This window comes from Pseudomonas palmensis, assembly GCF_049942755.1.
GTDB classification, from domain to species: domain Bacteria; phylum Pseudomonadota; class Gammaproteobacteria; order Pseudomonadales; family Pseudomonadaceae; genus Aquipseudomonas; species Aquipseudomonas palmensis.
The window spans coordinates 3,691,945-3,713,177 of the sequence record NZ_CP187958.1 but is presented as its reverse complement, the minus strand read 5'-3'; the positions used below and the strand labels follow the sequence as shown (position 1 = coordinate 3,713,177).

At 64.4% G+C, this 21,233-nt stretch carries 15 protein-coding genes, 2 tRNA genes and 1 pseudogene; 11 read left to right on the top strand and 7 right to left on the bottom strand.

The genetic code is table 11. From position 1 onward, the window contains the following. Window positions 1-159: 159 nt before the first annotated feature. From ACPRTJ_RS17180 to ACPRTJ_RS17170, 3 genes and pseudogenes are all read left to right on the top strand, one after another. Window positions 160-684: a sigma-70 family RNA polymerase sigma factor gene (locus ACPRTJ_RS17180; protein ID WP_043860021.1), complete on the top strand. Its 525-nt coding sequence runs from the start codon at window positions 160-162 to the stop codon at window positions 682-684. 44 nt (window positions 685-728) lie between these two features. After that, window positions 729-1,691, top strand: coding sequence for a FecR family protein (locus ACPRTJ_RS17175; protein ID WP_043860020.1), 963 nt, complete (start codon window positions 729-731; stop codon window positions 1,689-1,691). Between the two features lie 108 nt (window positions 1,692-1,799). Beyond that, window positions 1,800-4,265 (top strand): annotated as a pseudogene (locus tag ACPRTJ_RS17170) (TonB-dependent siderophore receptor). Between the two features lie 163 nt (window positions 4,266-4,428). Here the strand turns inward: ACPRTJ_RS17170 and ACPRTJ_RS17165 are convergent. Both ACPRTJ_RS17165 and ACPRTJ_RS17160 read right to left on the bottom strand, forming a co-directional pair. Then, a tRNA-Asp gene (locus tag ACPRTJ_RS17165) sits at window positions 4,429-4,505 on the bottom strand. A 16-nt stretch (window positions 4,506-4,521) separates the two neighbouring features. Beyond that, window positions 4,522-4,597, bottom strand: a tRNA-Val gene (locus ACPRTJ_RS17160). Window positions 4,598-4,756: 159 nt separating this feature from the next. On the opposite strand from ACPRTJ_RS17160, the gene rdgC reads away from it, so the two are divergent. The 3 genes from rdgC (at window position 4,757) to sugE (ending at window position 7,215) form a co-directional block, all read left to right on the top strand. Further along, window positions 4,757-5,677, top strand: coding sequence for a recombination-associated protein RdgC (rdgC, locus tag ACPRTJ_RS17155; RefSeq protein ID WP_088514017.1), 921 nt, complete (start codon window positions 4,757-4,759; stop codon window positions 5,675-5,677). Between the two features lie 140 nt (window positions 5,678-5,817). Then, complete coding sequence (locus ACPRTJ_RS17150; RefSeq protein WP_043860017.1) at window positions 5,818-6,780, top strand: bile acid:sodium symporter family protein; 963 nt, start codon at window positions 5,818-5,820, stop codon at window positions 6,778-6,780. Window positions 6,781-6,897: 117 nt separating this feature from the next. Then, entirely contained in the window at window positions 6,898-7,215 is a 318-nt protein-coding gene (gene sugE / locus ACPRTJ_RS17145; protein WP_043860016.1) for a quaternary ammonium compound efflux SMR transporter SugE, read from the top strand. A 15-nt stretch (window positions 7,216-7,230) separates the two neighbouring features. Here the strand turns inward: sugE and ACPRTJ_RS17140 are convergent, their stop codons facing one another. Together ACPRTJ_RS17140 and ACPRTJ_RS17135 are read right to left on the bottom strand one after the other, a co-directional pair. Continuing rightward, entirely contained in the window at window positions 7,231-9,105 is a 1,875-nt protein-coding gene (locus ACPRTJ_RS17140) for an MFS transporter (RefSeq protein ID WP_426427139.1), read from the bottom strand. Between the two features lie 168 nt (window positions 9,106-9,273). Then, window positions 9,274-10,416: a TDT family transporter gene (locus ACPRTJ_RS17135; RefSeq protein ID WP_426427138.1), complete on the bottom strand. Its 1,143-nt coding sequence runs from the start codon at window positions 10,414-10,416 to the stop codon at window positions 9,274-9,276. 174 nt (window positions 10,417-10,590) lie between these two features. Here ACPRTJ_RS17135 and ACPRTJ_RS17130 point away from each other — a divergent pair, with 174 nt between their 5' ends. After that, on the top strand, window positions 10,591-11,769 hold the full coding sequence (locus ACPRTJ_RS17130) for an MFS transporter (protein ID WP_043860013.1): 1,179 nt from the start codon (window positions 10,591-10,593) through the stop codon (window positions 11,767-11,769). Between the two features lie 58 nt (window positions 11,770-11,827). On the opposite strand, the gene ACPRTJ_RS17125 is transcribed toward ACPRTJ_RS17130, so the two are convergent. Further along, window positions 11,828-13,021, bottom strand: coding sequence for an MFS transporter (locus ACPRTJ_RS17125; protein WP_100635012.1), 1,194 nt, complete (start codon window positions 13,019-13,021; stop codon window positions 11,828-11,830). 90 nt (window positions 13,022-13,111) lie between these two features. Between ACPRTJ_RS17125 and ACPRTJ_RS17120 the strand changes: the two genes are divergently transcribed. Both ACPRTJ_RS17120 and ACPRTJ_RS17115 read left to right on the top strand, forming a co-directional pair. Beyond that, window positions 13,112-13,657 carry a TetR/AcrR family transcriptional regulator gene (locus tag ACPRTJ_RS17120; RefSeq protein ID WP_043860011.1) on the top strand — a complete coding sequence of 182 codons (546 nt, stop codon included), beginning with the start codon at window positions 13,112-13,114 and terminating at the stop codon, window positions 13,655-13,657. Window positions 13,658-13,768: 111 nt separating this feature from the next. Further along, window positions 13,769-17,245 (top strand): PAS domain-containing hybrid sensor histidine kinase/response regulator, encoded by a 3,477-nt coding sequence (locus ACPRTJ_RS17115; protein WP_043860010.1) that lies wholly within the window; start codon window positions 13,769-13,771, stop codon window positions 17,243-17,245. On the opposite strand, the gene rmuC is transcribed toward ACPRTJ_RS17115, so the two are convergent. Together rmuC and ACPRTJ_RS17105 are read right to left on the bottom strand one after the other, a co-directional pair. Beyond that, window positions 17,217-18,602 (bottom strand): DNA recombination protein RmuC, encoded by a 1,386-nt coding sequence (gene rmuC, locus ACPRTJ_RS17110; protein ID WP_162484864.1) that lies wholly within the window; start codon window positions 18,600-18,602, stop codon window positions 17,217-17,219. The genes ACPRTJ_RS17115 and rmuC overlap by 29 nt on opposite strands. A gap of 175 nt (window positions 18,603-18,777) precedes the next feature. After that, window positions 18,778-19,203, bottom strand: coding sequence for a tetratricopeptide repeat protein (locus tag ACPRTJ_RS17105; protein WP_078479791.1), 426 nt, complete (start codon window positions 19,201-19,203; stop codon window positions 18,778-18,780). A 957-nt stretch (window positions 19,204-20,160) separates the two neighbouring features. Between ACPRTJ_RS17105 and ACPRTJ_RS17100 the strand changes: the two genes are divergently transcribed. Together ACPRTJ_RS17100 and ACPRTJ_RS17095 are read left to right on the top strand one after the other, a co-directional pair. Beyond that, entirely contained in the window at window positions 20,161-20,385 is a 225-nt protein-coding gene (locus ACPRTJ_RS17100) for a hypothetical protein (RefSeq protein ID WP_043862639.1), read from the top strand. A 335-nt stretch (window positions 20,386-20,720) separates the two neighbouring features. Continuing rightward, the gene (locus ACPRTJ_RS17095; protein WP_054914682.1) at window positions 20,721-21,203 is read left to right on the top strand and encodes a hypothetical protein; all 483 of its coding nucleotides are present in this window, start codon (window positions 20,721-20,723) and stop codon (window positions 21,201-21,203) included. Window positions 21,204-21,233: the final 30 nt, after the last annotated feature.

The window sequence follows — 21,233 nt, the reverse complement described above, 5'->3', positions numbered from 1 at the left end:
CCGGCCTGCTGAAAGGCGCCCTACTTTAACTGAACCCCCCACCTCGACAAACAACGAATGCACACACGGCGAAAAAGGCCTGACCTGTAAAAAAACATATCTATGATAGTCATTCTCATTTGAGATAAGCTTGCGCATTACGTCGCACGAGCACAATGGATGTCCACCCCAACCTCCGCCGTCAACCCGCTGGTCAGCGCCTTCCAGGAGCATTACGCCGACCTTCTGGCGTTTCTTGCACGGCGCATGGGCAATGTGGAAAAGGCCGCGGACGTGGCCCAGGACACCTACCTGCGACTGGCCAGCCTGTCCGATACGGCGCAGATTCTCGAACCGCGTGCCTTTGTCTTTCGCGTTGCCAGCAACCTTGCCATCGACCGCCTGCGCCAGGAACAGCGACGCTCGGCGCTGCATGACGACGTCAGTGACAACCTGGACGTCTGCGACCCCCTCGCCTCCCCCGAGAAGCAGTTCCTGGCTGCCGAAGCGATCGAACAACTGGACCGCAGCCTGGCCCAGTTGCCCAGCAAGGCGCGCCTGGCACTGCTGCTCAATCGCCTCGAAGGCTTGACCCATGCACAGATCGCCGTGCGCCTGGACGTGTCCGAAAGCACGGTGGGCAAGTACATTGTGCAAGCCATGCGGCACTGCCGCGATTGGCTACGTCAGTCGGAATCTATTTAGAATGCCCGGTACGCCCCCTCTGAAGGTTTCAGCAGCCCCTCATCATGACTAGACCCAACCCTTCCCAACCATCCCCTGTCGAGCTGGAGGATCAGGCCATCGAGCAGTGGGTGATGCTGATGTCGGGGAATGCCAGCGAGTCGGATCATGCCGCGTTTCGCCAGTGGCGCCAGCGCAGCCCGGCGCACGAAGCAGCGGCGCGGCTGGCCGAGCAGATGTGGCACGGGGTAGCGCAGACGGCCACCGCGCAATCCTTCGTGCCGCCAGCGCCCCAACGCCGTGCAAAACCCTTGCGATGGGCTGCGCTGGCCGCCGGGCTGGCGGTGCTGGCCGTGACCCAGTTGGGGCAGCCAATGAAGGTGTACATGGCCGACCAGTCGACCGCCGTCGGCGAACGCAGACACCTGGTGCTGGAGGATGGCAGCGAGGTCTGGCTCAACAGCGCCAGCGCACTGTCGGTGCGCTATTCGTCCACGCGTCGCGATATCGACCTGATCAAGGGCGAGGCGCTTTTCCAGGTCAGTAAGAACCCGGCGCGTCCATTCGTGGTGCATGCCGCCGCAGGCACGGCCCAGGCACTGGGCACCCGGTTCGACGTGAACCTGCTCGAACAGCAGGTGCGGGTCGGCGTCAGCGAGGGCGTGGTGCAGGTAACGTCCGGTGGCCAGAGCGCGCGCCTGGAACCGGCCCAGCAACTGGACTATGCCCAGGGCCTGCCACCGTCCTCCACGCGCCCGCTGGACCTGACCAGTGATTCGGCATGGCAGCGCGGCAAGCTGATCTTCAATCGACGCCCACTCGACGAGGTGGTCAGCGAAATCGGGCGCTATGTACCCGGCGCACTGGTGGTGACCGGGCAATTGCCGAGCACGGCGGTGAGCGGGGTGTTCAACCTGGACGACGGTGCCCAGATGTTCAGTACCCTGGCGCGCACCCAACCGCTGCGGGTCGTGCAACTGCCGTGGCTGACCCTGGTGATGAACCGCGAGAGCGTCGAAGAAAAATAAATCCGGATTTTGTTGGCAAGGTTGACGGCAATGAATCGTCGTTGGTTTGAACGCGAATACTTCTCATAAATATCGCTTCTTACCAACATTTGATGACGGACGATTTCAATGCAGGCGCTTTCCAACGCTTTTCCGTTCAGTGGCCGTACCCTGACGCTGGCCATCGCTCTGACCCTGGGTGGCGGGGTGCCGCTGACCCTGCCGCTGGCCCACGCAGCCGAAACTACCACGCGCCTGACCCTGAACCTGGCGCCCCAGGCGCTGGACCGGATGCTCACTCAACTGGCCGACCAGGCCAACGTACGTCTGGTGTTCAACTCCAGCGACCTGGCTGGCCGGTCCGGTCCGGCCCTGCAGGGTGCCTTTACCCTGGCCCAGGCCCTGGACCGGTTGCTGCAGGGCAGCGGCCATACCTGGCAGTTGCTGGACGGTCAGACCCTGGTGCTGGAAAAACTGCCTGCTGCCGATGCGTCCGTGGTGCTGGGCGCCACCAACATCGACAGCCGCGCAACCGAATCGGCCTACGGCCCGGTCGACGGGATCGTGGCCAAGCGCAGCGCCACCGGCTCCAAGACCGACACGGCCCTGAGCGAGATCCCGCAGACGATCAACGTCATCACCCAGGACGAAGTGAAGATGCGCGGCGCCCAGTCGGTCACCGAGGCCCTGCGCTACACCGCCGGCATGACCGGTGGCGGCTTCGCCGACCGGGTGAAGGTGTTCGATGAACCCACCTCCCGCGGCTTCTCCCCCACCCCGCTGTACCTGGACGGCCTGCACCTGCCCTACAGCGGCGGCAGCACGGGTGGCTCGCTGCAGATCGACCCCTACACCCTGGAGCGCATCGAAGTGCTCAAGGGCCCGGCGTCGGTGCTGTATGGCCAGAACCAGCCGGGCGGCATCGTCAACATGGTGAGCAAGCGCCCCACCGCCACGCCGCTGCATGAAGTGGTCATCGGTGGCGGCAGCTACGACCGCAAGTACGGGGCCTTCGACCTCGGTGGCCCGATCGACGATCAGGGTCAGTTCCTCTATCGCCTGACCGGCGTGGTCAACGACAGCAACTCGCAGATCGACTATGCCGACCAGAACCGCATGCTGCTGGCGCCCAGCCTGACCTGGCTGGCCAACGAGCGCACCACCGTCACGGTGTTCGGCCAGTACCAGAAAGACCGCGACACCCCGGAAGCCCAGGGCCTGCCGGCCAAGGGCACGGTGTACAGCACCGCCAACGGGCGCATCAGCCGCAGCCTGTTCATCGGCGAGCCGGGCCTGAACAAATATGACCGCGAGCAGTTCGTGGTCGGCTACGAGATCGCCCACGAGCTCAACGACACCTGGACCCTCAAGCAGAACGCACGCTACGCCGACCTCGACGACCGCTACGTCGCGCCACTGCACGGCTATTCATTCGGCCCCAACCCGGTCACCGGCGCCAACGACTTCAGCTACTAGGCAGACCGCTTCGGGGTGGACTGGGCGCAGCACAACCGGGTCTACGGCATCGATAGCACCGCCCAGGCCAAGTTCAAGACCGGCGAGCTGGACCACACCCTGCTGCTGGGGGTGGACTACTACCACTTCAACTCCGAGTTCCTCGGCCGATACGACCGTCGCGGCCCGGGCATCGACCTGTACAAGCCGGTCTACGGCAGCAAGTTCACCTTCACCCAGCCTTACCGCTGGGACAACACCATTACCCAGACCGGCCTGTATGCCCAGGATCAACTGCTGTGGAACAAATGGTTCCTGACCGTGGGCGGCCGCTATGACTTTGCCGAAACCGACAACAAGACGCCGCTCAACGGCGGCCACACCAACCAGAAGGATGAAAAGTTCACCGCGCGTGCGGGGCTGGGCTACTCGTTCGACAACGGTGTGACGCCCTACGTGAGTTACGCCGAGTCGTTTTTGCCGCTGTCCGGTGTCGACGCCAACGGTTCGGGTTTCGACCCCACCAACGGCAAGCAGTATGAAGTGGGCATCAAGTACGAGCCCAGGTCGATCGACGGTTTCATCCAGCTGTCCGCCTACCAGATCGACCAGGACAACATGCTGACCAACGACCGCGACGACCCGAGCCTGAGCGTGCAGAGCGGCTCGGTGCGTTCGCGTGGTGTCGAGCTGGAAGGCAAGGTCAATGTCACCGACAACCTGAGCGTGCTGGCTGCGGTATCACGCAACCAGATCAAGTGGCGCAGCATCAACGACGGCCGCGAAGGCCGTACCCTGGCCATGCAGCCACCGCTGACCGCTTCGGCGTGGGTCAACTACGACTTCGACGTTTCCACAGTACTGGCCGGGTTCGGTGTGGGCCTGGGCGCGCGCTATGTGCGCAGCAGCTACGGTTCGGACTACGTGGGCGACTCTTTCCAGATTCCGTCCTACACCGTGTATGACGCCATGGTGTCCTATGACCTGGAAAAATCGCCGCTGCACGTCAAGGGCGTGAAGCTCAAGGCCAACCTGCAGAACCTCACGGACGAGAAGTACGTGGCGGCCTGCAATGGCGGGCTGGACTGCTATTACGGCGAAGGCCGCACCCTGAGTGCAGACGTGACCTACAACTGGTAAGACGGCGCGAGGCTGTCTGGAAAAGGCGCCCTCAGCGGCGCCTTTTTCGTTGTTGGAGGGGGATGCGTGGCAGGCGCGGCCAAACGCCAGGCACAAAAAAAGCGACCCTAAGGTCGCTTCGTTTGTGGCTTCAGGGAGTTCAGTGGGCCCTGAAGCTAATATATGGCGCAGCGGACGGGACTCGAACCCGCGACCCCCGGCGTGACAGGCCGGTATTCTAACCGACTGAACTACCGCTGCGCGATACACTGAGAAGTGGTGGGTGATGACGGGATCGAACCGCCGACCCTCTGCTTGTAAGGCAGATGCTCTCCCGGCTGAGCTAATCACCCTTCGTCTCGGTGTGGCGCGCATTCTACGGAGCACCTCACACTCTGGCAAGCACTTTTTTAAAATTATTTTTCAGGCCTTCCAATGACTTAGCGGGCTTGGCCTGAACACGCCGCTCGGAGAATAATGCCCTCCTTATGTACCGAGGAGAGATGCACCCCATGTGGTTCAAAAACCTGCTGCCCTACCGCCTTACCCAGGACATCCAGTTCGACGCCGAGGCGTTGGAAACCGCACTGGCCAGCAAGCCGGCGCGCCCCTGTGCCAGCCAGGAGTTGACCACCTACGGTTTCGTCGCGCCCTTCGGCAAAGGCGAAGATGCGCCCCTGGTGCATGTCAGTGGCGACTTCATGCTGATCGCGGCACGCAAGGAAGAACGCATCCTGCCTGGCAGCGTGGTGCGTGATGCGGTCAAGGAGAAGATCGAAGAGATCGAAGCCGAGCAGATGCGCAAGGTCTACAAGAAGGAGCGTGACCAGATCAAGGACGAGATCATCCAGGCCTTCCTGCCTCGCGCCTTCATCCGTCGTTCGATGATCTTCGCCGCCATCGCGCCCAAGCAGGGCCTGATCCTGGTCAACTCGGCCAGCGCCAAGCGTGCCGAGGACCTGCTGTCGACCCTGCGTGAAGTGATGGGCTCGTTGCCGGTGCGCCCGGTGACCGTGAAGATCGCCCCAAGCGCGACCCTGACCGACTGGGTCAAGTCGCAGAAGGCTGCACCGGACTTCTATGTGCTGGACGAGTGCGAGCTGCGCGACACCCACGAAGACGGCGGCATCGTACGCTGCAAGCGCCAGGACCTGACCAGCGACGAGATCCAGCTGCACCTGGGTACCGGCAAGGTGGTGACGCAGCTGTCGCTGGCCTGGCAGGACAAGCTGTCGTTCGTGCTGGACGACAAGATGGTGATCAAGCGCCTGAAGTTCGAAGAGCTGCTGCAGGACCAGGCCGAGGAAGACGGCGGCGAAGAGGCCCTTGGCCAGCTGGATGCAAGCTTCACCCTGATGATGCTGACCTTCGGCGACTTCCTGCCGGCGCTGTTCGAAGCGCTGGGTGGAGAGGAGATCCCGCAGGGGGTCTGATCGGCTTCTCTCTACATAGCTATATAGAGGCCTTGCGGGCCTCATCGCGGGTCAAGCCCGCTCCTACAGGGTCGCTGCAATCCTTGTGGGAGCGGGCTTGACCCGCGATGGGGCCGCCGATAATAAAAAAGGAGTACCCCATGCGCGCCCTCGCTGCCCTCAGCCGATTTGTCGGCAATACATTCGCCTGGTGGGTGCTGCTGTTTGCCCTCCTGGCTTTCTTCCAACCCGCCTGGTTCATCGGCCTCAAGGTCGCCATCGTGCCGCTGCTGGGCCTGGTGATGTTCGGCATGGGCCTGACCCTCAAGGTCGAAGACTTCGCCGCCGTGTTCCGCCAGCCCTGGCGCGTGGCCCTGGGCGTGGTCGCCCACTTCGTGATCATGCCGGGCGTGGCCTGGCTGCTGTGCCAGCTGTTCCACCTGCCCGCCGAAATCGCCGTGGGCGTGATCCTGGTCGGCTGCTGCCCAAGCGGTACTTCCTCCAATGTGATGGCGTGGCTGGCCAAGGGCGACCTGGCCCTGGCCGTGGCAATAGCCGCCGTCACCACCCTGCTCGCCCCGCTGCTGACCCCCGCGCTGATCTGGCTGCTGGCCTCGGCCTGGCTGCCGGTCTCGTTCATGGAGATGTTCTGGTCGATCCTGCAACTGGTGATGCTGCCGATCGTGCTCGGCGTGCTCGCCCAGCGACTGCTCGGCCCGCGCGTACACCTGGCGGTGCAGGTGCTGCCGCTGGTGTCGGTGGTGAGCATCGTGCTGATCGTGTGCGCGGTGGTGGCGGCCAGCCAGGCCAAGATCGCCGAATCGGGCCTGCTGATCATGGCGGTGGTGATCCTGCACAACACCTTCGGGTTCGCCCTGGGCTACGTCACCGGCAAGCTGTTCAAGCTGCCGCTGGCCCAGCGCAAATCCCTGGCGCTGGAAGTCGGCATGCAGAACTCCGGGCTGGGCGCGGCATTGGCCAGTGCGCACTTCTCGCCCCTGGCGGCGGTGCCCAGCGCGCTGTTCAGCGTGTGGCACAACATCTCCGGTGCGCTACTCTCGACCTGGTTCCGGCGCATGGAAGAACCCGTCGCCGAAACGGCAGCGGTCGACGCCACGCGTTGACCGCCACTTGCCCCCCGGCAAGGAAATGTGCACTATAGTGCGCACTGTGAGGACGACCTCACGACGCACCGCGTGACCGATCCGGGGACGGCCCCATCAACAGATGGAGTACTGCGCATGTCCTGGATCATCCTGTTTTTCGCCGGCCTGTTCGAAGTCGGCTGGGCCATCGGCCTCAAATACACCGACGGCTTCACCCGCCCCCTGCCCACTGTGCTCACGGTTGCCGCCATGGCGGTCAGCCTCGGCCTGCTCGGCCTTGCCATGAAGGAACTGCCGCTGGGCACCGCCTATGCGATCTGGACCGGTGTGGGCGCAGTGGGTACGGTGATCGCCGGGATCATCCTGTTTGGCGAATCCATGGCGTTGATGCGCCTGGCCAGCGTGGCACTGATCATCATCGGCCTGGTGGGGCTCAAGGTCAGCGCCAGCTGACCCTGGCCCCCGCGCCTAGCGCCAGGTGCCGCGTAGTTCGCTGACCCGCTCGCGCAACAGCGCCGGTTGCGCCGTTTCCACCGGTACGGCGCTACCGGCCACCAGGGTCACCCGCGACCACAGGCGCCGGAAAAACCCCTTGGCCGGGTCACGGCTGAAGAAACTCCCCCACAGGCCCTGCAGCGCCAACGGAATCACCGGCACCGGGGTGCGCTCCAGAATCAGGCTCAGGCCGCCCTTGAATGCATCGATCTCGCCATCGGAGGTCAGCTTGCCTTCCGGGAAGATGCACACCAGCTCGCCGTCGGCCAGGTAGGCGGCAATTTTCTCGAACGCACGCTCGTAGGTCGTCAGGTCTTCGTTGCGCCCGGCAATCGGGATCGCCCCCGCAGTACGGAAGATGAAATTGAGCACCGGCAGGCGGTAGATCTTGTAGTACATGACAAAGCGGATCGGCCGGCGCACGGCCCCGGCAATCAGCAGCGCATCGACGAACGACACGTGGTTGCACACCAGCAGCGCCGCGCCTTCATCCGGGATCTTGTCCAGGTCGCGGTGTTCGACGCGGTACATGGAATGGCTGAGCAGCCAGATCATGAAGCGCATGCTGAACTCGGGCACGATGCGGAAGATGTAGGTGTTGACTGCGATGTTGAGCAGCGACACCACCAGAAACAGCTGCGGGATACTCAGCTTGGCCAGCCCCAGCAACAGCATGGTGACCACGGCCGAGACCACCATGAACAGTGCATTGAGGATGTTGTTGGCCGCGATCACCCGGGCACGCTCGTCTTCGGGGGTGCGCGACTGGATCAGCGCGTACAGCGGCACGATGTAGAAACCGCCGAAAACACCCAGGCCCATGATCGACAGCAGGATCCACCAGGCCTTGCTCATGCCCAGCAGGGCGAGCCAGTCATACGGCGCGCCGGCGGCCGGGATATCCCCCGAATGCCACCACCACAGCAGGCCGAACACCGTCAGGCCGAACGAGCCGAACGGTACCAGGCCGATCTCCACCTTGCGCCCGCTGAGGCGCTCGCACAGCAGCGACCCCACCGCGATGCCCACCGAGAACAGCGTGAGAATCAGCGTGACCACGGTTTCGTCGCCGTGCATCCACTCCTGGGCATAGGCCGGGATCTGCGTGAGATAGATGGCACCGACGAACCAGAACCACGAGTTGCCCACGATCGAGCGCGATACCGCCGGGGTCTGTCTAAGGCCCATGCGCAGGGTCGCGACGGTCTGGCTGAAGATGTTCCATTGCAGCTTGAGTTGCGGCGACGAGGCCGCGGCACGGGGGATTGCGCGGCTGGCCAGGTAGCCCAGCACCGCCACCAGCACCACCGCGCTGGCCACGATGGGCGCGTAGTGGGTGCTGGACATCATCACCCCGGCGCCGATTGTGCCGGCCAGGATAGCCAGGAAGGTACCCATCTCCACCAGGCCGTTGCCGCCCACCAGCTCCTCTTCGCGCAGGGCCTGGGGCAGGATCGAGTACTTGACCGGGCCGAACAGCGCCGAATGGGTCCCCATGGCGAAAAGCGCCACCAGCATCATCCACAGGTGGTTATAGAGAAAGCCCGCGGCGCCCACGCCCATGATGACGATCTCGGCCAGCTTGATGGTGCGGATCAGCGCATCCTTGGCGAACTTTTCGCCGAACTGGCCGGCCAGGGCCGAGAACAGGAAGAACGGCAGGATGAACAGCAGCGCGCAGAGGTTGACCAGCATCGTGCCGTCGCCGCCCAGGCTGAGCTTGTAGAGAATGGCCAGGATCAGCGATTGCTTGAACAGGTTGTCGTTGAACGCCCCCAGCGACTGGGTGACGAAAAACGGCAGAAAGCGCCGTTTTTGCAGCAGGGCAAACTGTGAGGGGTGACTCATCGTCCAGGGTCCTGAGTGGGGCTTTGTTATTGGAGGAAGCCAGCCCGCAAAAAGCCACAGATGCACGGGTAAATGCAAGCCACTGCATGAACCGCTTCGCCGACCAGGCCTTCTAGCGCCAGCAAAACCCTGCCGGAGCCGGCCTTGCCGGCGAAACTGCCACCCTTGTCACTTGCCCGTGCACCCCGCAATGCAAGGCGACACGAACAGCTCGCCACGCCAGGCCCCCGCCAGGGTACGGCTGGCCACCACCAGCCACAGCCCTGCCAGCGCCACCACCAGCACGTGGCCCATCACCGTGAAGAACCCCAACTGCAGCCACGCCGCCAGCTTCAACGTGGCCAGGGCATACACCCCCAGCGGAAAGGTGAAGCCCCACCAGCCCAGGTTGAACGGCATGCCATCGCGCAGATGGCGCAGCGTGATCAACACGGCAGTGAACAACCACCACAGCCCCGCACCCCACAGCACGATACCGGCCACCAGCCCCAGCCCGCGGGCAATCTCGCCCAGGCTGCCCAGGCCATTGGCGGCGAAGATCGCCGGTGCATCACTGCCCAGCAGCATCATGCCCAGGGCACCGGTGCCGATCGGCCCGAGTGCCAGCCAGCTCGAAGCGGCCATGCTCGCCTGGGGCAGCTTGTGCAGCGCCATGCGCAGGGTGAGGATGGTCAGGATGCTGAACGCCACCGGCAACGACACCGCCCACAGCACATAGCTGGTGATCAGTACCTGGAACTGGCGATGGACGTCCGTCAGGTGCGGGGCCAGCAGGCCGCCGCTGGCCGCCGCCACTTCGGCCGCCACCACCGGCAGCAGCCATACCGCGGTCATCTGGTCGATGCTGTGCTCCTGGCGGGTGAACATCAGGTAAGGGATCGCCACCCCGCACAGCAGCGCCAGGGCCACGTCCAGCCACCACAACGCCTCGACCCACGGCAGCACTCCCGTGCCCCAACGCTCGACCCCGAATACCAGCGCCCCATTGAGAATGGTCGCCAGGCCCATGGGGATGGTGCCGAAAAACATCGAGACCGTGGAATGCGCGAAAATCCGCCGCGCCTCATCGAAGAACATCACCCAGCGCGCGGTGTAGAGCACGCTGAACAGCACGAACAGGCCAATGGTCAGCAGCCACAGCGCCTCGGCCATACCCGACAACCCCGGCACCGCCTGCCGCAGCGCCAGCGCCAGCACGCCGGTGCCCATGGTCGCGGCGAACCAGTTGGGGGTGAACTGTCGGATCACCTCGCGCGGGTGAGCCAGGCGGCTCAGCGGGCGCAAGGGGTGGGCTATCTTGGTGCAGGTCATGGTGTCGGTCTCCTGTCCTCCGGTGAGGTGAAATCGATGTTACAACCCTATGGAATATCGATATAACGGGTAATTTCTCTAACTGTTATCTGTTTTACCTATATATAAGCCGTTCGCGAGCCTTTCAAGGCTGACGTATGCTGGCGGCTGACCTCACCGGACAAGGACGTGAACATGCTCGAAAGCCTGCGGGGCTATGGCGCCGAGGTTCGCCTGCTGCTGTGCACCACCTTCGTGCTGACCCTGGCGCGGGCCATCACCCTGCCGTACCTGGTGGTGTACCTGTCGGAGCACTTCGCCCTGGGCATCAGCGCCATCGGCCTGATGATCGGCGGTGCACTGATCGTCGGCTCGCTGCTGAGCCTGTACGGCGGCTACCTGATCGACACCCTGCGCAGCTACACGGTGATCGTGTTCTCCACCCTGGCCTTCGCCCTGGCGTTCTTCGTGGCCGTGGCCAGCCGGCAACTGGGGATGCTGTTTGCCTGCCTGGTGGTGATCAACCTCACCCTGGCAGTGGTGGACATTGCCGCCAAGGCCGGCTTCTGCGCGCTGTTGCCAGTGCAGGCACGCGGCGAGGTGTTCTCGATCAAGTACACCCTGAGCAACGTCGCCTATGCCGTCGGGCCTTTTGTTGGGGTGGCGCTGGTGCTATTGGATGACCGGCTGCCGTTCGTGCTGTCGGCATTGTTGGGGCTGGGCATGTGCCTGAGCTATCAACGCCGGGGCGAGCGTGCTGCACGCGCCGGGCTCGGCGGGCCGACGCTGGGCCTGCTGGCGGTCGGCAGGCACCTGCTCGGCGATCGGCGCCTGGTGTACTTCACCCTGGGCGGCGCGCTCAGCGCGGTGGTGTTCGGCCAGTTCACGGCCTACCTGTCGCAGTACCTGGTGACCACCACATCGGCCATCCAGGCCAACCAGACCGTCAGCTACCTGGTGGCGACCAACGCAATCACGGTGATCGCCCTGCAATACGCCATCGGCCGGCGCATCGGCAGTCGCCAGCTGATGCCCTGGCTGCTGGCCGGGATGCTGCTGTTCGTGATCGGGTTGCTGGGGTTCTCGCTGGCGCAGACATTGTGGGTGTGGTGCCTGGCGATGCTGGTGTTCACATTGGGCGAGATCATCGTGATCCCGGCCGAATACATGTTCATCGACAGCATTGCCCCGGAGCACCTGCGCGGGGTGTATTACGGCGCACAGAACCTGTCCAACCTGGGGGCGGCGCTGGGGCCGGTGCTGTGCGGGTTTGCGCTGGCACACCTGATGCCGACAGCGATGTTCTACCTGATGATGCTGTCGGTGGGGCTTGCGGGGCTGTTCTATTGCCTGGGGGCACGGCGCCAGGCCTGAAGGCCGGCGCCGACAAAGATCCACGCTGCTCTTGCCGGAAAACACAGCACCATCGAGATCAGATAGATCGCGCTCCGCGCATCGCCGGCAGGTTCAACACCCCCGCCACCGCGCACAACCCGACCAGCACCAGCGCATACACCTCGCTGGTGGCTACCAGCCCGAACTGGCGCACCATCAACCCGGCCGCCAGCGCGGGCACACAGAACGCCAGGTAGCTCAGCACGTAGAACGTGGCCATCAACCCCGCCCGTTCATGGGCCTCGGCCAGTGGCAGGGTGCTGCGCAACGCACCCAGAAACCCCGCACCAAAGCCGCTGCCCGCCACCAGCGTGGCGGCGAAGAACAGCACCAGGCTGGCGTTGTACAGCGCCAGCAGAATCAGCCCCACCCCGCCGGCCAGCAGCCCGGTGCCCAGCGCCAGCACCTGCTGTGCCGGGCGCAGGCGCAGCCGATAGATCGCCAGCGCACCACTGAGGGTCAGGGTCGCCACCAGCGCGCCACCGACCAGGCTTGAGCCCAGGCCGCTCACCTCCCGCACCAGCGACGGCCCCAGTGAGAGGAAGAACCCGCCAAGCGCCCACACCGCAATGTTAACCGGCAGCATGCGCCACACCGCGCCACGCGCCTGAGGCGGCACCAGCAGGCTCGGACGCAGGGCGCGCAGCGCGCCCGGCTGGCGGCTGACGCTCTCCGGCAAACGCCACACCAGCAGCGCCAGCACCACGAACAGCGCCAGCAGCACCCCATACACAAGGCGCAGCGGCCACGGCGCGAACTCCACCAGCACGCTGGTGCCCAGCGCCCCGCAGGCCATGCCCAGCAGCGGCGCCAGGCTGTTGACCAACGGCCCCTGTTCACGGTCGGTATCGAGCAGCGCGGCGCCCAGCACACTGGTGGCCATGCCGGTGGCAAAGCCTTGCAGCAACCGCGCCGCAAGCAGCCAGGGCACCGACTCGGCCTGGATGAACAGCAGCATCGCCACGCTCTCGAGCAGCAACGCCACGAAGATCACCGGCCGGCGCCCCAGGTAATCGGACAGCGACCCCACCGTCAGCAACGCCGCCAGCAGGCTCAAGGCATACACCGCAAACACCAGGGTCAGGGTTGCCGGCGAAAACTGCCACGCATGCTGATACAGCTGGTACAACGGCGTCGGCGCACTCGAGGCCGCCAGAAACCCGAGCAGCGCGACGGCCAGGTACACCAGCCGCAAACGCGCCGACGCCGGACGGCTGAACAATCCGATCATGTGCTTTCTCCACTAAAGCTAACCGTTAGCTTTTGTGCAGTCTGCGCGCCCTTAATCCTTAACGCAAACCCTTTGTGTTAAGGTCGCGCCATGGCGATCAAAGAAGGTATTCGCACGGGCGGTCGCAGCGCCCGTGTCCAGCAATCGGTGCACAGCGCCGTGCGGGCCCTGCTCCAGGAGCAGGACCGCGCGAGCCTGACCGTGCCCATGGTGGCCGCACGTGCCGGCGTCACCCCCTCGACCATCTACCGGCGCTGGGGTGAACTGGCGGCGCTGCTGGCCGACGTGGCGGTGGAGCGCCTGCACCCCGACAGTGAACCCCTCGACACCGGCACCTTGCGCGGCGACCTGCTGGCCTGGGCCGAGCAGTATCTGGACGAGATGAGCTCCGAGCCCGGCCGACACATGATGCGCGACGTGCTCAGCAGCGCCTGCCCCGGCTACTGCACCACCCTGCTGCGCGGCCAGTTGCAGACCTTGCTGGACCGCGCGCAGCAGCGTGGCGAAGCCGGCCCCGGGGTGGAACGGCTGCTCGACCTGCTGGTGGCTCCCACGGTGTTTCGCATTCTGTTCGCCGAAGCGCCCCCGAGCCTGCAGCAGCTGCATGAACTGGTCGAACTGGCCCTGCGCGACTGAGCACTGCGACGCTCTGCCACTGCGACCTTCGTCGGCGCTGACGAAGTGAGAACGGCGTGCCAGACTGATTGATCGTGGTTGGCCGTTACCGTTTTTTCGTTCGGAGTTTTCATGTCGCTGTCCAGCGGGCTGATCGCCCTGGTCGCCCTGGCCTATATGGCCATCATGTTCGCCATCGCCTTCTACGGCGACCGGCGCAGCACCCCGCTGCCGCCCCGCCTGCGCGCGTGGGTGTACAGCCTGTCGCTGGCGGTGTACTGCACCAGCTGGACCTTCTTCGGCGCGGTCGGCCAGGCCGCCGAACAACTCTGGGCCTTTCTGCCCATCTACCTGGGGCCGGTACTGCTGATGCTGTTTGCACCCTGGGTGCTGCAGAAGATGGTGCTGATCAGCAAGCAGGAGAACATCACCTCCATCGCCGACTTCATTGCCGCGCGCTACGGCAAGTCCCAGACCCTGGCGGTGGTGGTGGCGCTGATCTGCCTGGTGGGCGTGCTGCCGTACATCGCCTTGCAGCTCAAGGGCATCGTGCTGGGGGTCAACCTGCTGATCGGTGCCGGGGCCGATGCCACCGGCAGCCGCGTGCAGGACACCGCGCTGGTGGTGTCGCTGGTGCTGGCGCTGTTCAGCATCGTGTTCGGTACCCGCAGCCTGGATGTGACCGAGCACCACCGCGGCATGGTGCTGGCCATCGCCTTCGAATCGCTGGTCAAGCTGCTGGCGTTTCTCGCCGTGGGCGCGTTCATCACCTTCAGTCTGTATGACGGCTTCGACGACCTGTTCAGCCAGGCCCGCCTGGCGCCCGCCCTTGACGGCTACTGGCAGGAAACCATCAACTGGCCGTCGATGATCGTGCAGACCGGCGTGGCGATGATGGCGATCATCTGCCTGCCGCGCCAGTTCCATGTCACCGTGGTGGAGAACATCGAACCGCAGGACATGCGCCTGGCACGCTGGGTGTTTCCGGCCTACCTGATCCTCGCCGCGCTGTTCGTGGTGCCGATTGCCCTGGCCGGGCAGATGCTGCTGCCCAACTCGGTGCTGCCGGACTCGTTCGTGATCAGCCTGCCGCTGGCCGAAGCACACCCGGCGCTGGCCTTGCTGGCCTTCATCGGCGGCGCCTCGGCCGCCACCGGCATGGTCATCGTCGAGGCCGTGGCGCTGTCGACCATGGTCTCCAACGACATGCTGCTGCCCTGGCTGCTGCGGCGCAACAACGCCGAGCGCCCGTTCGAGGTGTTCCGCCACTGGATGCTCACGGTACGCCGGGTGACCATCGTGGTGATCCTGCTGCTGGCCTACGTCAGCTACCGCCTGCTGGGCTCCACCGCCAGCCTGGCCACCATCGGCCAGGTCGCCTTTGCCGCCGTCACCCAACTGGCCCCGGCCATGCTCGGTGCGCTGTACTGGAAGCAGGCCAACCGCCGCGGCGTGTTCGCCGGCCTGGCCACCGGCACCTTCCTGTGGTTCTACACCCTGGTACTGCCGATTGCCGCCCACAGCGTGGGCTGGTCGCTGGAGCTGTTCCCGGGCCTGGCCTGGCTGCACGGCAACCCGCTCAACCTGCCGATCACCCCGCTGACCCAGGGCGTGGTGCTGTCGCTGGCAGGCAACTTCACGGTGTTCGCCTGGGTTTCGATCCTGTCGCGCACGCGGGTATCGGAGCACTGGCAGGCCGGGCGCTTCATTGGCCAGGAAACCAGCGCGCGGCCCAGCAGCCGTTCGCTGCTGGCGGTACAGATCGACGACCTGCTGCACCTGGCCGCGCGCTTCGTCGGCGAAGAGCGTGCGCGCCAGAGCTTCATCCGCTTCGCCTATCGCCAGGGCAAGGGCTTCAACCCCAACCAGAACGCCGACGGCGAATGGATCGAGCACACCGAGCGCCTGCTGTCCGGCGTGCTCGGCACCTCCTCGACCCGCGCCGTGGTCAAGGCGGCCATCGAAGGCCGCGACATGCAGCTGGAGGACGTGGTACGCATCGCCGATGAAGCCTCCGAGGTGCTGCAGTTCAACCGCGCCCTGCTGCAAGGGGCCATCGAGAACATCAGCCAGGGCATCAGCGTGGTCGACCAGTCGCTGCGCCTGGTGGCCTGGAACCGTCGCTACCTGGAACTGTTCAACTACCCCGACGGGCTGATCAGTGTCGGCCGGCCGATTGCCGACATCATCCGCTACAACGCCGAACGCGGCCTGTGCGGCCCGGGCGAGGCCCAGGTGCATGTGGCGCGGCGCCTGCACTGGATGCGTCAGGGGCGCGCGCACACCTCCGAGCGGCTGTTCCCCAATGGCCGGGTGATCGAGCTGATCGGCAACCCCATGCCCGGCGGCGGGTTCGTGATGAGCTTTACCGACATCACCCCCTTCCGCGAGGCCGAGCAGGCCCTCAAGGACGCCAACGAAGGCCTGGAGCAGCGCGTGGCCGAGCGAACCCACGAGCTGTCGCAACTGAACCTGGCGCTGACCGAGGCCAAGAGCCATGCCGAAGCCGCCAACAAGTCCAAGACCCGCTTCCTGGCGGCCGTGAGCCACGACCTGATGCAGCCGCTGAACGCCGCACGGCTGTTCTCCGCCGCGTTGTCGCACCAGGAAGAGGGCCTGTCGGGCGACGCCCAGCAACTGGTGCAGCACATGGACAGCGCCCTGCGTTCGGCCGAAGAGCTGATCAGCGACCTGCTGGACATCTCGCGCCTGGAGAACGGCAAGATCAACCCGGACGCCAAGCCGTTCGCCCTCAGCGAACTGTTCGACGCCCTGGGTGCCGAGTTCAAGGTGCTGGCCCAGCAGCAGGGCCTGGATTTTCGCGTGCGTGGCAGCAAGCTGCGGGTGCATAGCGACGTCAAGCTGCTGCGGCGTATCCTGCAGAACTTCCTCACCAACGCCTTCCGCTATGGCAAGAGCCCGATCCTGCTGGGCGTGCGCCGCGCCGGGGACCGCCTGTGGCTGGAAGTGTGGGACCGCGGCCCGGGCATTGCCGACGACAAGCTGCAGGTGATCTTCGAGGAATTCAAGCGCCTGGACAGCCACCAGACCCGCGCCGAAAAAGGCCTGGGCCTGGGCCTGGCGATCGCCGACGGCCTGTGCAAGGTGCTCGGCCACCCGCTGGAGGTGCGCTCATCGCCCGGCAAGGGCAGCGTGTTCCGCGTCAGCGTACCGCTGGCCAGCGCCGCGAGCCCGGCCCAGGCCAAGCCAGCCGAACAGGCCGGCCAGCCGCTGGCGGGGTTGCAGGTGCTGTGCGTGGACAACGAAGACAGCATCCTGATCGGCATGAACAGCCTGCTCAGCCGCTGGGGCTGCCTGGTGTCGACGGCGCGCAACCGCGAGGAATGCGCCGCCCTGCTCGACAAGGGCCTGCGCCCGCATCTGGCGCTGGTGGACTACCACCTGGACAACGGCGAAATCGGTACCGAACTGATGGCCTGGCTACGCACGCGCCTGGGCGAGCCGGTGCCGGGGGTGGTGATCAGTGCCGACGGCCACGGCGAGACCGTGGCGCGGGTACATGCCGCCGGCCTCGACTACCTGAGCAAGCCGGTCAAGCCGGCGGCCCTGCGCGCCCTGCTCAATCGTCATCTGAGCCTGGTGCAGTAAGGCCTTCGGCAAGGTTGTCGGTGCCGCCCATGGCGCGTTCCAGCAGGTCGGCCGGCAGGCTCTTGCTGGCCCGCGCGCCGAGCAGCTTGAGCTGCTCGCTGCGACTGATCAGGTTGCCGCGCCCCTCGCAGAGCTTGTTGCGCGCCGCGGCATAGGCCTTGTCGACCTGTTGCAGGCGGTTGCCCAGCTCGTCCAGGTCCTGGATGAACAACACGAACTTGTCGTACAGCCAGCCGGCGCGCTCGGCGATCTCGCGGGCGTTCTGGCTCTGGCGCTCCTGTTTCCACAGGCTGTCGATGACCCGCAGGGTGGCGAGCAACGTGGTCGGGCTGACGATCACTATCTGGCGGTCGAAGGCCTCCTGGAACAGGTTGGGCTCGGCCTGCAGCGCCGCCGAAAACGCCGCCTCGATGGGCACGAACAACAGCACGAAATCCAGGCTGTGCAGGCCCTCGAGGCGGTTGTAGTCCTTGCCCGAAAGGCCTTTGACATGGTTGCGCAGCGACAGCACATGCTGCTTGAGCGCGGCCTGGGCCACGTCGGTTTCACTGGCGTTTACATATTGCTGGTAAGCCGTGAGGCTCACCTTGGAGTCGACCACCACCTGCTTGTCGCCGGGCAGCATGATCAGCACGTCGGGCTGGAAACGCTCGCCATCGGCGCTCTTGAGGCTGACCTGGGTCTGGTATTCGCGGCCCTTTTCGAGCCCCGCATGTTCCAGCACCCGCTCCAGAATCAACTCGCCCCAGTTGCCCTGGGTCTTCTGGCCCTTGAGTGCCTGGGTCAGGTTGGTGGCCTCGTCGCTCAAGCGCTGGTTCAACTGTTGCAGGCGCTCGAGTTCCTTGCCCAGCGAAAAGCGCTCGCGGGCTTCCTGCTGGTAGCTTTCCTCGACGCGCTTCTCGAACGACTGGATACGCTCCTTGAGCGGGTCGAGCAGTTGCCCCAGGTGCTGCTGGCTGGTCTGGGCGAAACGCTGCTCGCGCTCGTCGAAAATCTTCGTTGCCATTTCGGCAAACTGTGCACGCAGCTCGTCGCGCGAGCCCTGCAGATCGTTCAGGCGCTGCTGGTGGCTGTCCTGCTGCTCGCGCAGTTCGGCGGCAAGGCCGGCGCAACGCGCTTCGAGGCGGCGCAGCTCGGCTTCACGGGCGTTGCGTTCAAGGTTCCAGGCATGGGCGGCATCGCGTGCGTTGTCGCGCTCGATCTGCAGCAACTCCAGCTCGCGGCCCTGAGCGGCCAGGCTGGCCTGCTTGGCGGCATTGGCCTGGCCCAGGTCGCTGATTTCGTCACGGCTGGCGTCGAGTTGCGCGCTCAGGCCCTCCTGGGCCAGCAGCGCACTGCTCAGGCGCTCCTCGGCCAGTGCGGCGGCGGCCTGCCTGTCAGCCAGCTGACGTTGCAGACGCACCAGCACCACCACAGCGGGCAAAGCCGCCACCACCATTCCCAGCACGATGCTGGTCAGATCCATTGCAGCCATAGACAGCATGCTCACCCCCAGAAAAATCCCCCAGAGCTTAACAGCCCCGGGCGGTCGATCAGTGGCTCGTGAGTTGCCCGAGCAGCCGCACGGCTTCTTTGGAGCCCTGCGCGGCAGCTTGTTCCAGCCAGTAACGTGCCTGCTCCGGCTCGTTGACCTGGGGCTGGGTGCACAGACGGCCGTATTCGAGCTGTGCCCTGCGGTCACCGGCCCGGGCAGCCTGGCGCAGCAGCTCGTGGCCGATGCGCCGGTCACGGGCGTTGCCGCAATCGCGGCACAACATCTGCCCCAGCCGGCTCTGCGCCACCACCACACCCTGGCGTGCCGGTTGCTTGAGCAGGCGCCCGGCGAAGTGCTTGACGTTGGGGTTGTCGCCCAGGCGCGGGCTGTCGAGCAGCCACAGGGCCACCTTCAACGAAAAACGTCGGGGCTCGGCAACGGGGGGTTGGGCAGTGGGGCTTGGGGTTTTGCTGCGAAACTTCATAAAAAACGGCGAAGGCAACTCGAGAGGCGCGCCACTCTACCGGATTTTCTCGTGCATGGCCCGAGGGAATTCGAGGCTTTTTTTCCTTCAGGCGATGTTTTTTTTTGACACGTCAGTAGACATTTCGCGCGAGCCGAAATGCGCCGCGAAAATTGTCAGACACTTCCTGCATTGCTGGCACCCGCGTCCTAGAGCAGACCCGCATGACAATCCACAGAAGCTGTGGATAACTCGGTGGACAACCCCCTCCTACACCCCGCAAACCCCGGTAGAATGGGGCCCGCGCTCAAACTGACGATTTTTTCACCAGCTAAAAAAAGTGTTTTTTTTCATTGACTTGTACTTTCGAACTGGTCATCGCCAGGGCCCTGCCGCGGTGTAGCGCCACATTGACAAGAGGTGTTACAGGTGTGGACAGGTGCCCCAAAGCGAGGCACGGGATTGCACGAAAATGCTCCGCACGCGCGGTGGTGCCTCCTGGGGCCCTCTTCACAGAACAGCCTGAAATCGAGATAATGGCCGGCTTGGCGCACGAAAAGCACAAAGGGTTGCCACAACCTGGAAACTGCTGTAGTGTTGCCAGCGTTAGTACCAAGCTGAAACTCAATTCTGGCCAAAGCAGTCCTTGCAGCGTCCTGATCCGACAACGGAACAGCACCTGTTGAAACCAGGACCGGCCCACTTGATGACTCCCAGGTAACCATTACCTACTCTTGGCGAGTCACCCTGCAGATTGAACAGGATCTTCACACAGCGGCGCAGAACCTTAGCCCTGACGTGTTGCCTGTCTTCCTAGTACCTACCAGTCAGCCCTGGCGCCACCTAATCAATGCGCTTACCTCTGGCTGCCCTGTTCCAGTCAGGTTCTTCGCTCTAGCCCTAAAGCTTTGCGTTACTGGAACGTTTTATATGAACACGGCTCTTATGCTGTGTCTTTTGCAGGAACATCTAATAACTATGAATACATCCATCCATACTCAGGCTGCCATTCGCACCCTTAGCCAGGCATTTGCCCCGTTGAACTGCATGATCCATGCGGCGCGCAAGGGCAGCTTCAGCTTTACCCTGGTCAATGAACACGGCATTGCTCGTCACAGCGAGCGTCTGTATCCGGAGCAGTACGAGAGTGCTGAGCCGCTGCAAGCGGTGATTGACCGGACTCGCCAGGCACTGGTTGCCTGATGGTCGTCTGAGACGCAAGAAGCCCTGCCGATTGGCGGGGCTTTTTTATGCCTGAAATTCAGTGACCGCCGCGCTCGACCTGCCCTCTGCAAGGCCCGGATTCATTGGCCAAACCCCAACCACCGAAAGCGCTTTAACCCCCACGGCCTAATACCCAAGCGTCATATGGGTTATGCCAAGCCACCACAATCGATTTAAAAACAGTCCTTTACAGCATAGATATGACACTACACTTCAACTCAAGCGGCCTTGCCCGCTTCCGGCGGGCCTGACCCCGACCCACCCGCTGCCAAGCACCAGCGTCCCGCCGGCCATTTACGAAGTTCGAGGGCATTATGGCTATCGCCGCGAGCGAGTTGAGTGAATTCGTCATCCGCCCCACCCTGTTGTACCTGGGCCGCTACTGCCCCAGCGCCGAAGCCCTGCTGCTGGGCATTGCAGCCAGCCAGTCGGGCATGGGTTCGGCCCTGCACGACCGTCGTGGCCACGGCCTGTACCGCATCGGCGAACTGCGCCACCAATCGATCTGGGACCAGTTCCTGGCCCACGACCCCGAACTGGCCAGCCTGGTCCGCGGCCTCGCCAGCCAGCACGCGTTCCTCAGCGGCCCGCACCTGGAACTGACCGTCAACCTGCGCTACGCCACCGCCATCGCCTGGATGCTGGTCGAAGAAAAGGCGCTGCCGCTACCAGAATCCGACGACCTGCTAGGTCTCGCAAGAATCTGGCGTCAAACATTCCAGCCCCACGCCCGTTTACGCGACTTCACCCAGGCCTGGCAGGCATGCGTCGGCAAACCGGCACTCCAGGCCTGCTGAGAACCATTTTCAAACAACCGGATAAAATCA

Excerpts from the sequence above, each read along its gene's own strand:
- ACPRTJ_RS17135 (WP_426427138.1), bottom strand. The coding sequence starts at position 10,416 with ATGACCTGCACCAAGATAGCCCACCCCTTGCGCCCGCTGAGCCGCCTG.
- ACPRTJ_RS17140 (WP_426427139.1), bottom strand. The coding sequence starts at position 9,105 with ATGAGTCACCCCTCACAGTTTGCCCTGCTGCAAAAACGGCGCTTTCTG.
- ACPRTJ_RS17175 (WP_043860020.1), top strand. The coding sequence starts at position 729 with ATGACTAGACCCAACCCTTCCCAACCATCCCCTGTCGAGCTGGAGGAT.
- ACPRTJ_RS17100 (WP_043862639.1), top strand. The coding sequence starts at position 20,161 with ATGAATACATCCATCCATACTCAGGCTGCCATTCGCACCCTTAGCCAG.
- ACPRTJ_RS17095 (WP_054914682.1), top strand. The coding sequence starts at position 20,721 with ATGGCTATCGCCGCGAGCGAGTTGAGTGAATTCGTCATCCGCCCCACC.
- ACPRTJ_RS17120 (WP_043860011.1), top strand. The coding sequence starts at position 13,112 with ATGGCGATCAAAGAAGGTATTCGCACGGGCGGTCGCAGCGCCCGTGTC.
- ACPRTJ_RS17180 (WP_043860021.1), top strand. The coding sequence starts at position 160 with ATGTCCACCCCAACCTCCGCCGTCAACCCGCTGGTCAGCGCCTTCCAG.
- ACPRTJ_RS17105 (WP_078479791.1), bottom strand. The coding sequence starts at position 19,203 with ATGAAGTTTCGCAGCAAAACCCCAAGCCCCACTGCCCAACCCCCCGTT.
- ACPRTJ_RS17115 (WP_043860010.1), top strand. The coding sequence starts at position 13,769 with ATGTCGCTGTCCAGCGGGCTGATCGCCCTGGTCGCCCTGGCCTATATG.
- ACPRTJ_RS17130 (WP_043860013.1), top strand. The coding sequence starts at position 10,591 with ATGCTCGAAAGCCTGCGGGGCTATGGCGCCGAGGTTCGCCTGCTGCTG.
- ACPRTJ_RS17150 (WP_043860017.1), top strand. The coding sequence starts at position 5,818 with ATGCGCGCCCTCGCTGCCCTCAGCCGATTTGTCGGCAATACATTCGCC.
- sugE (WP_043860016.1), top strand. The coding sequence starts at position 6,898 with ATGTCCTGGATCATCCTGTTTTTCGCCGGCCTGTTCGAAGTCGGCTGG.
- ACPRTJ_RS17125 (WP_100635012.1), bottom strand. The coding sequence starts at position 13,021 with ATGATCGGATTGTTCAGCCGTCCGGCGTCGGCGCGTTTGCGGCTGGTG.
- rdgC (WP_088514017.1), top strand. The coding sequence starts at position 4,757 with ATGTGGTTCAAAAACCTGCTGCCCTACCGCCTTACCCAGGACATCCAG.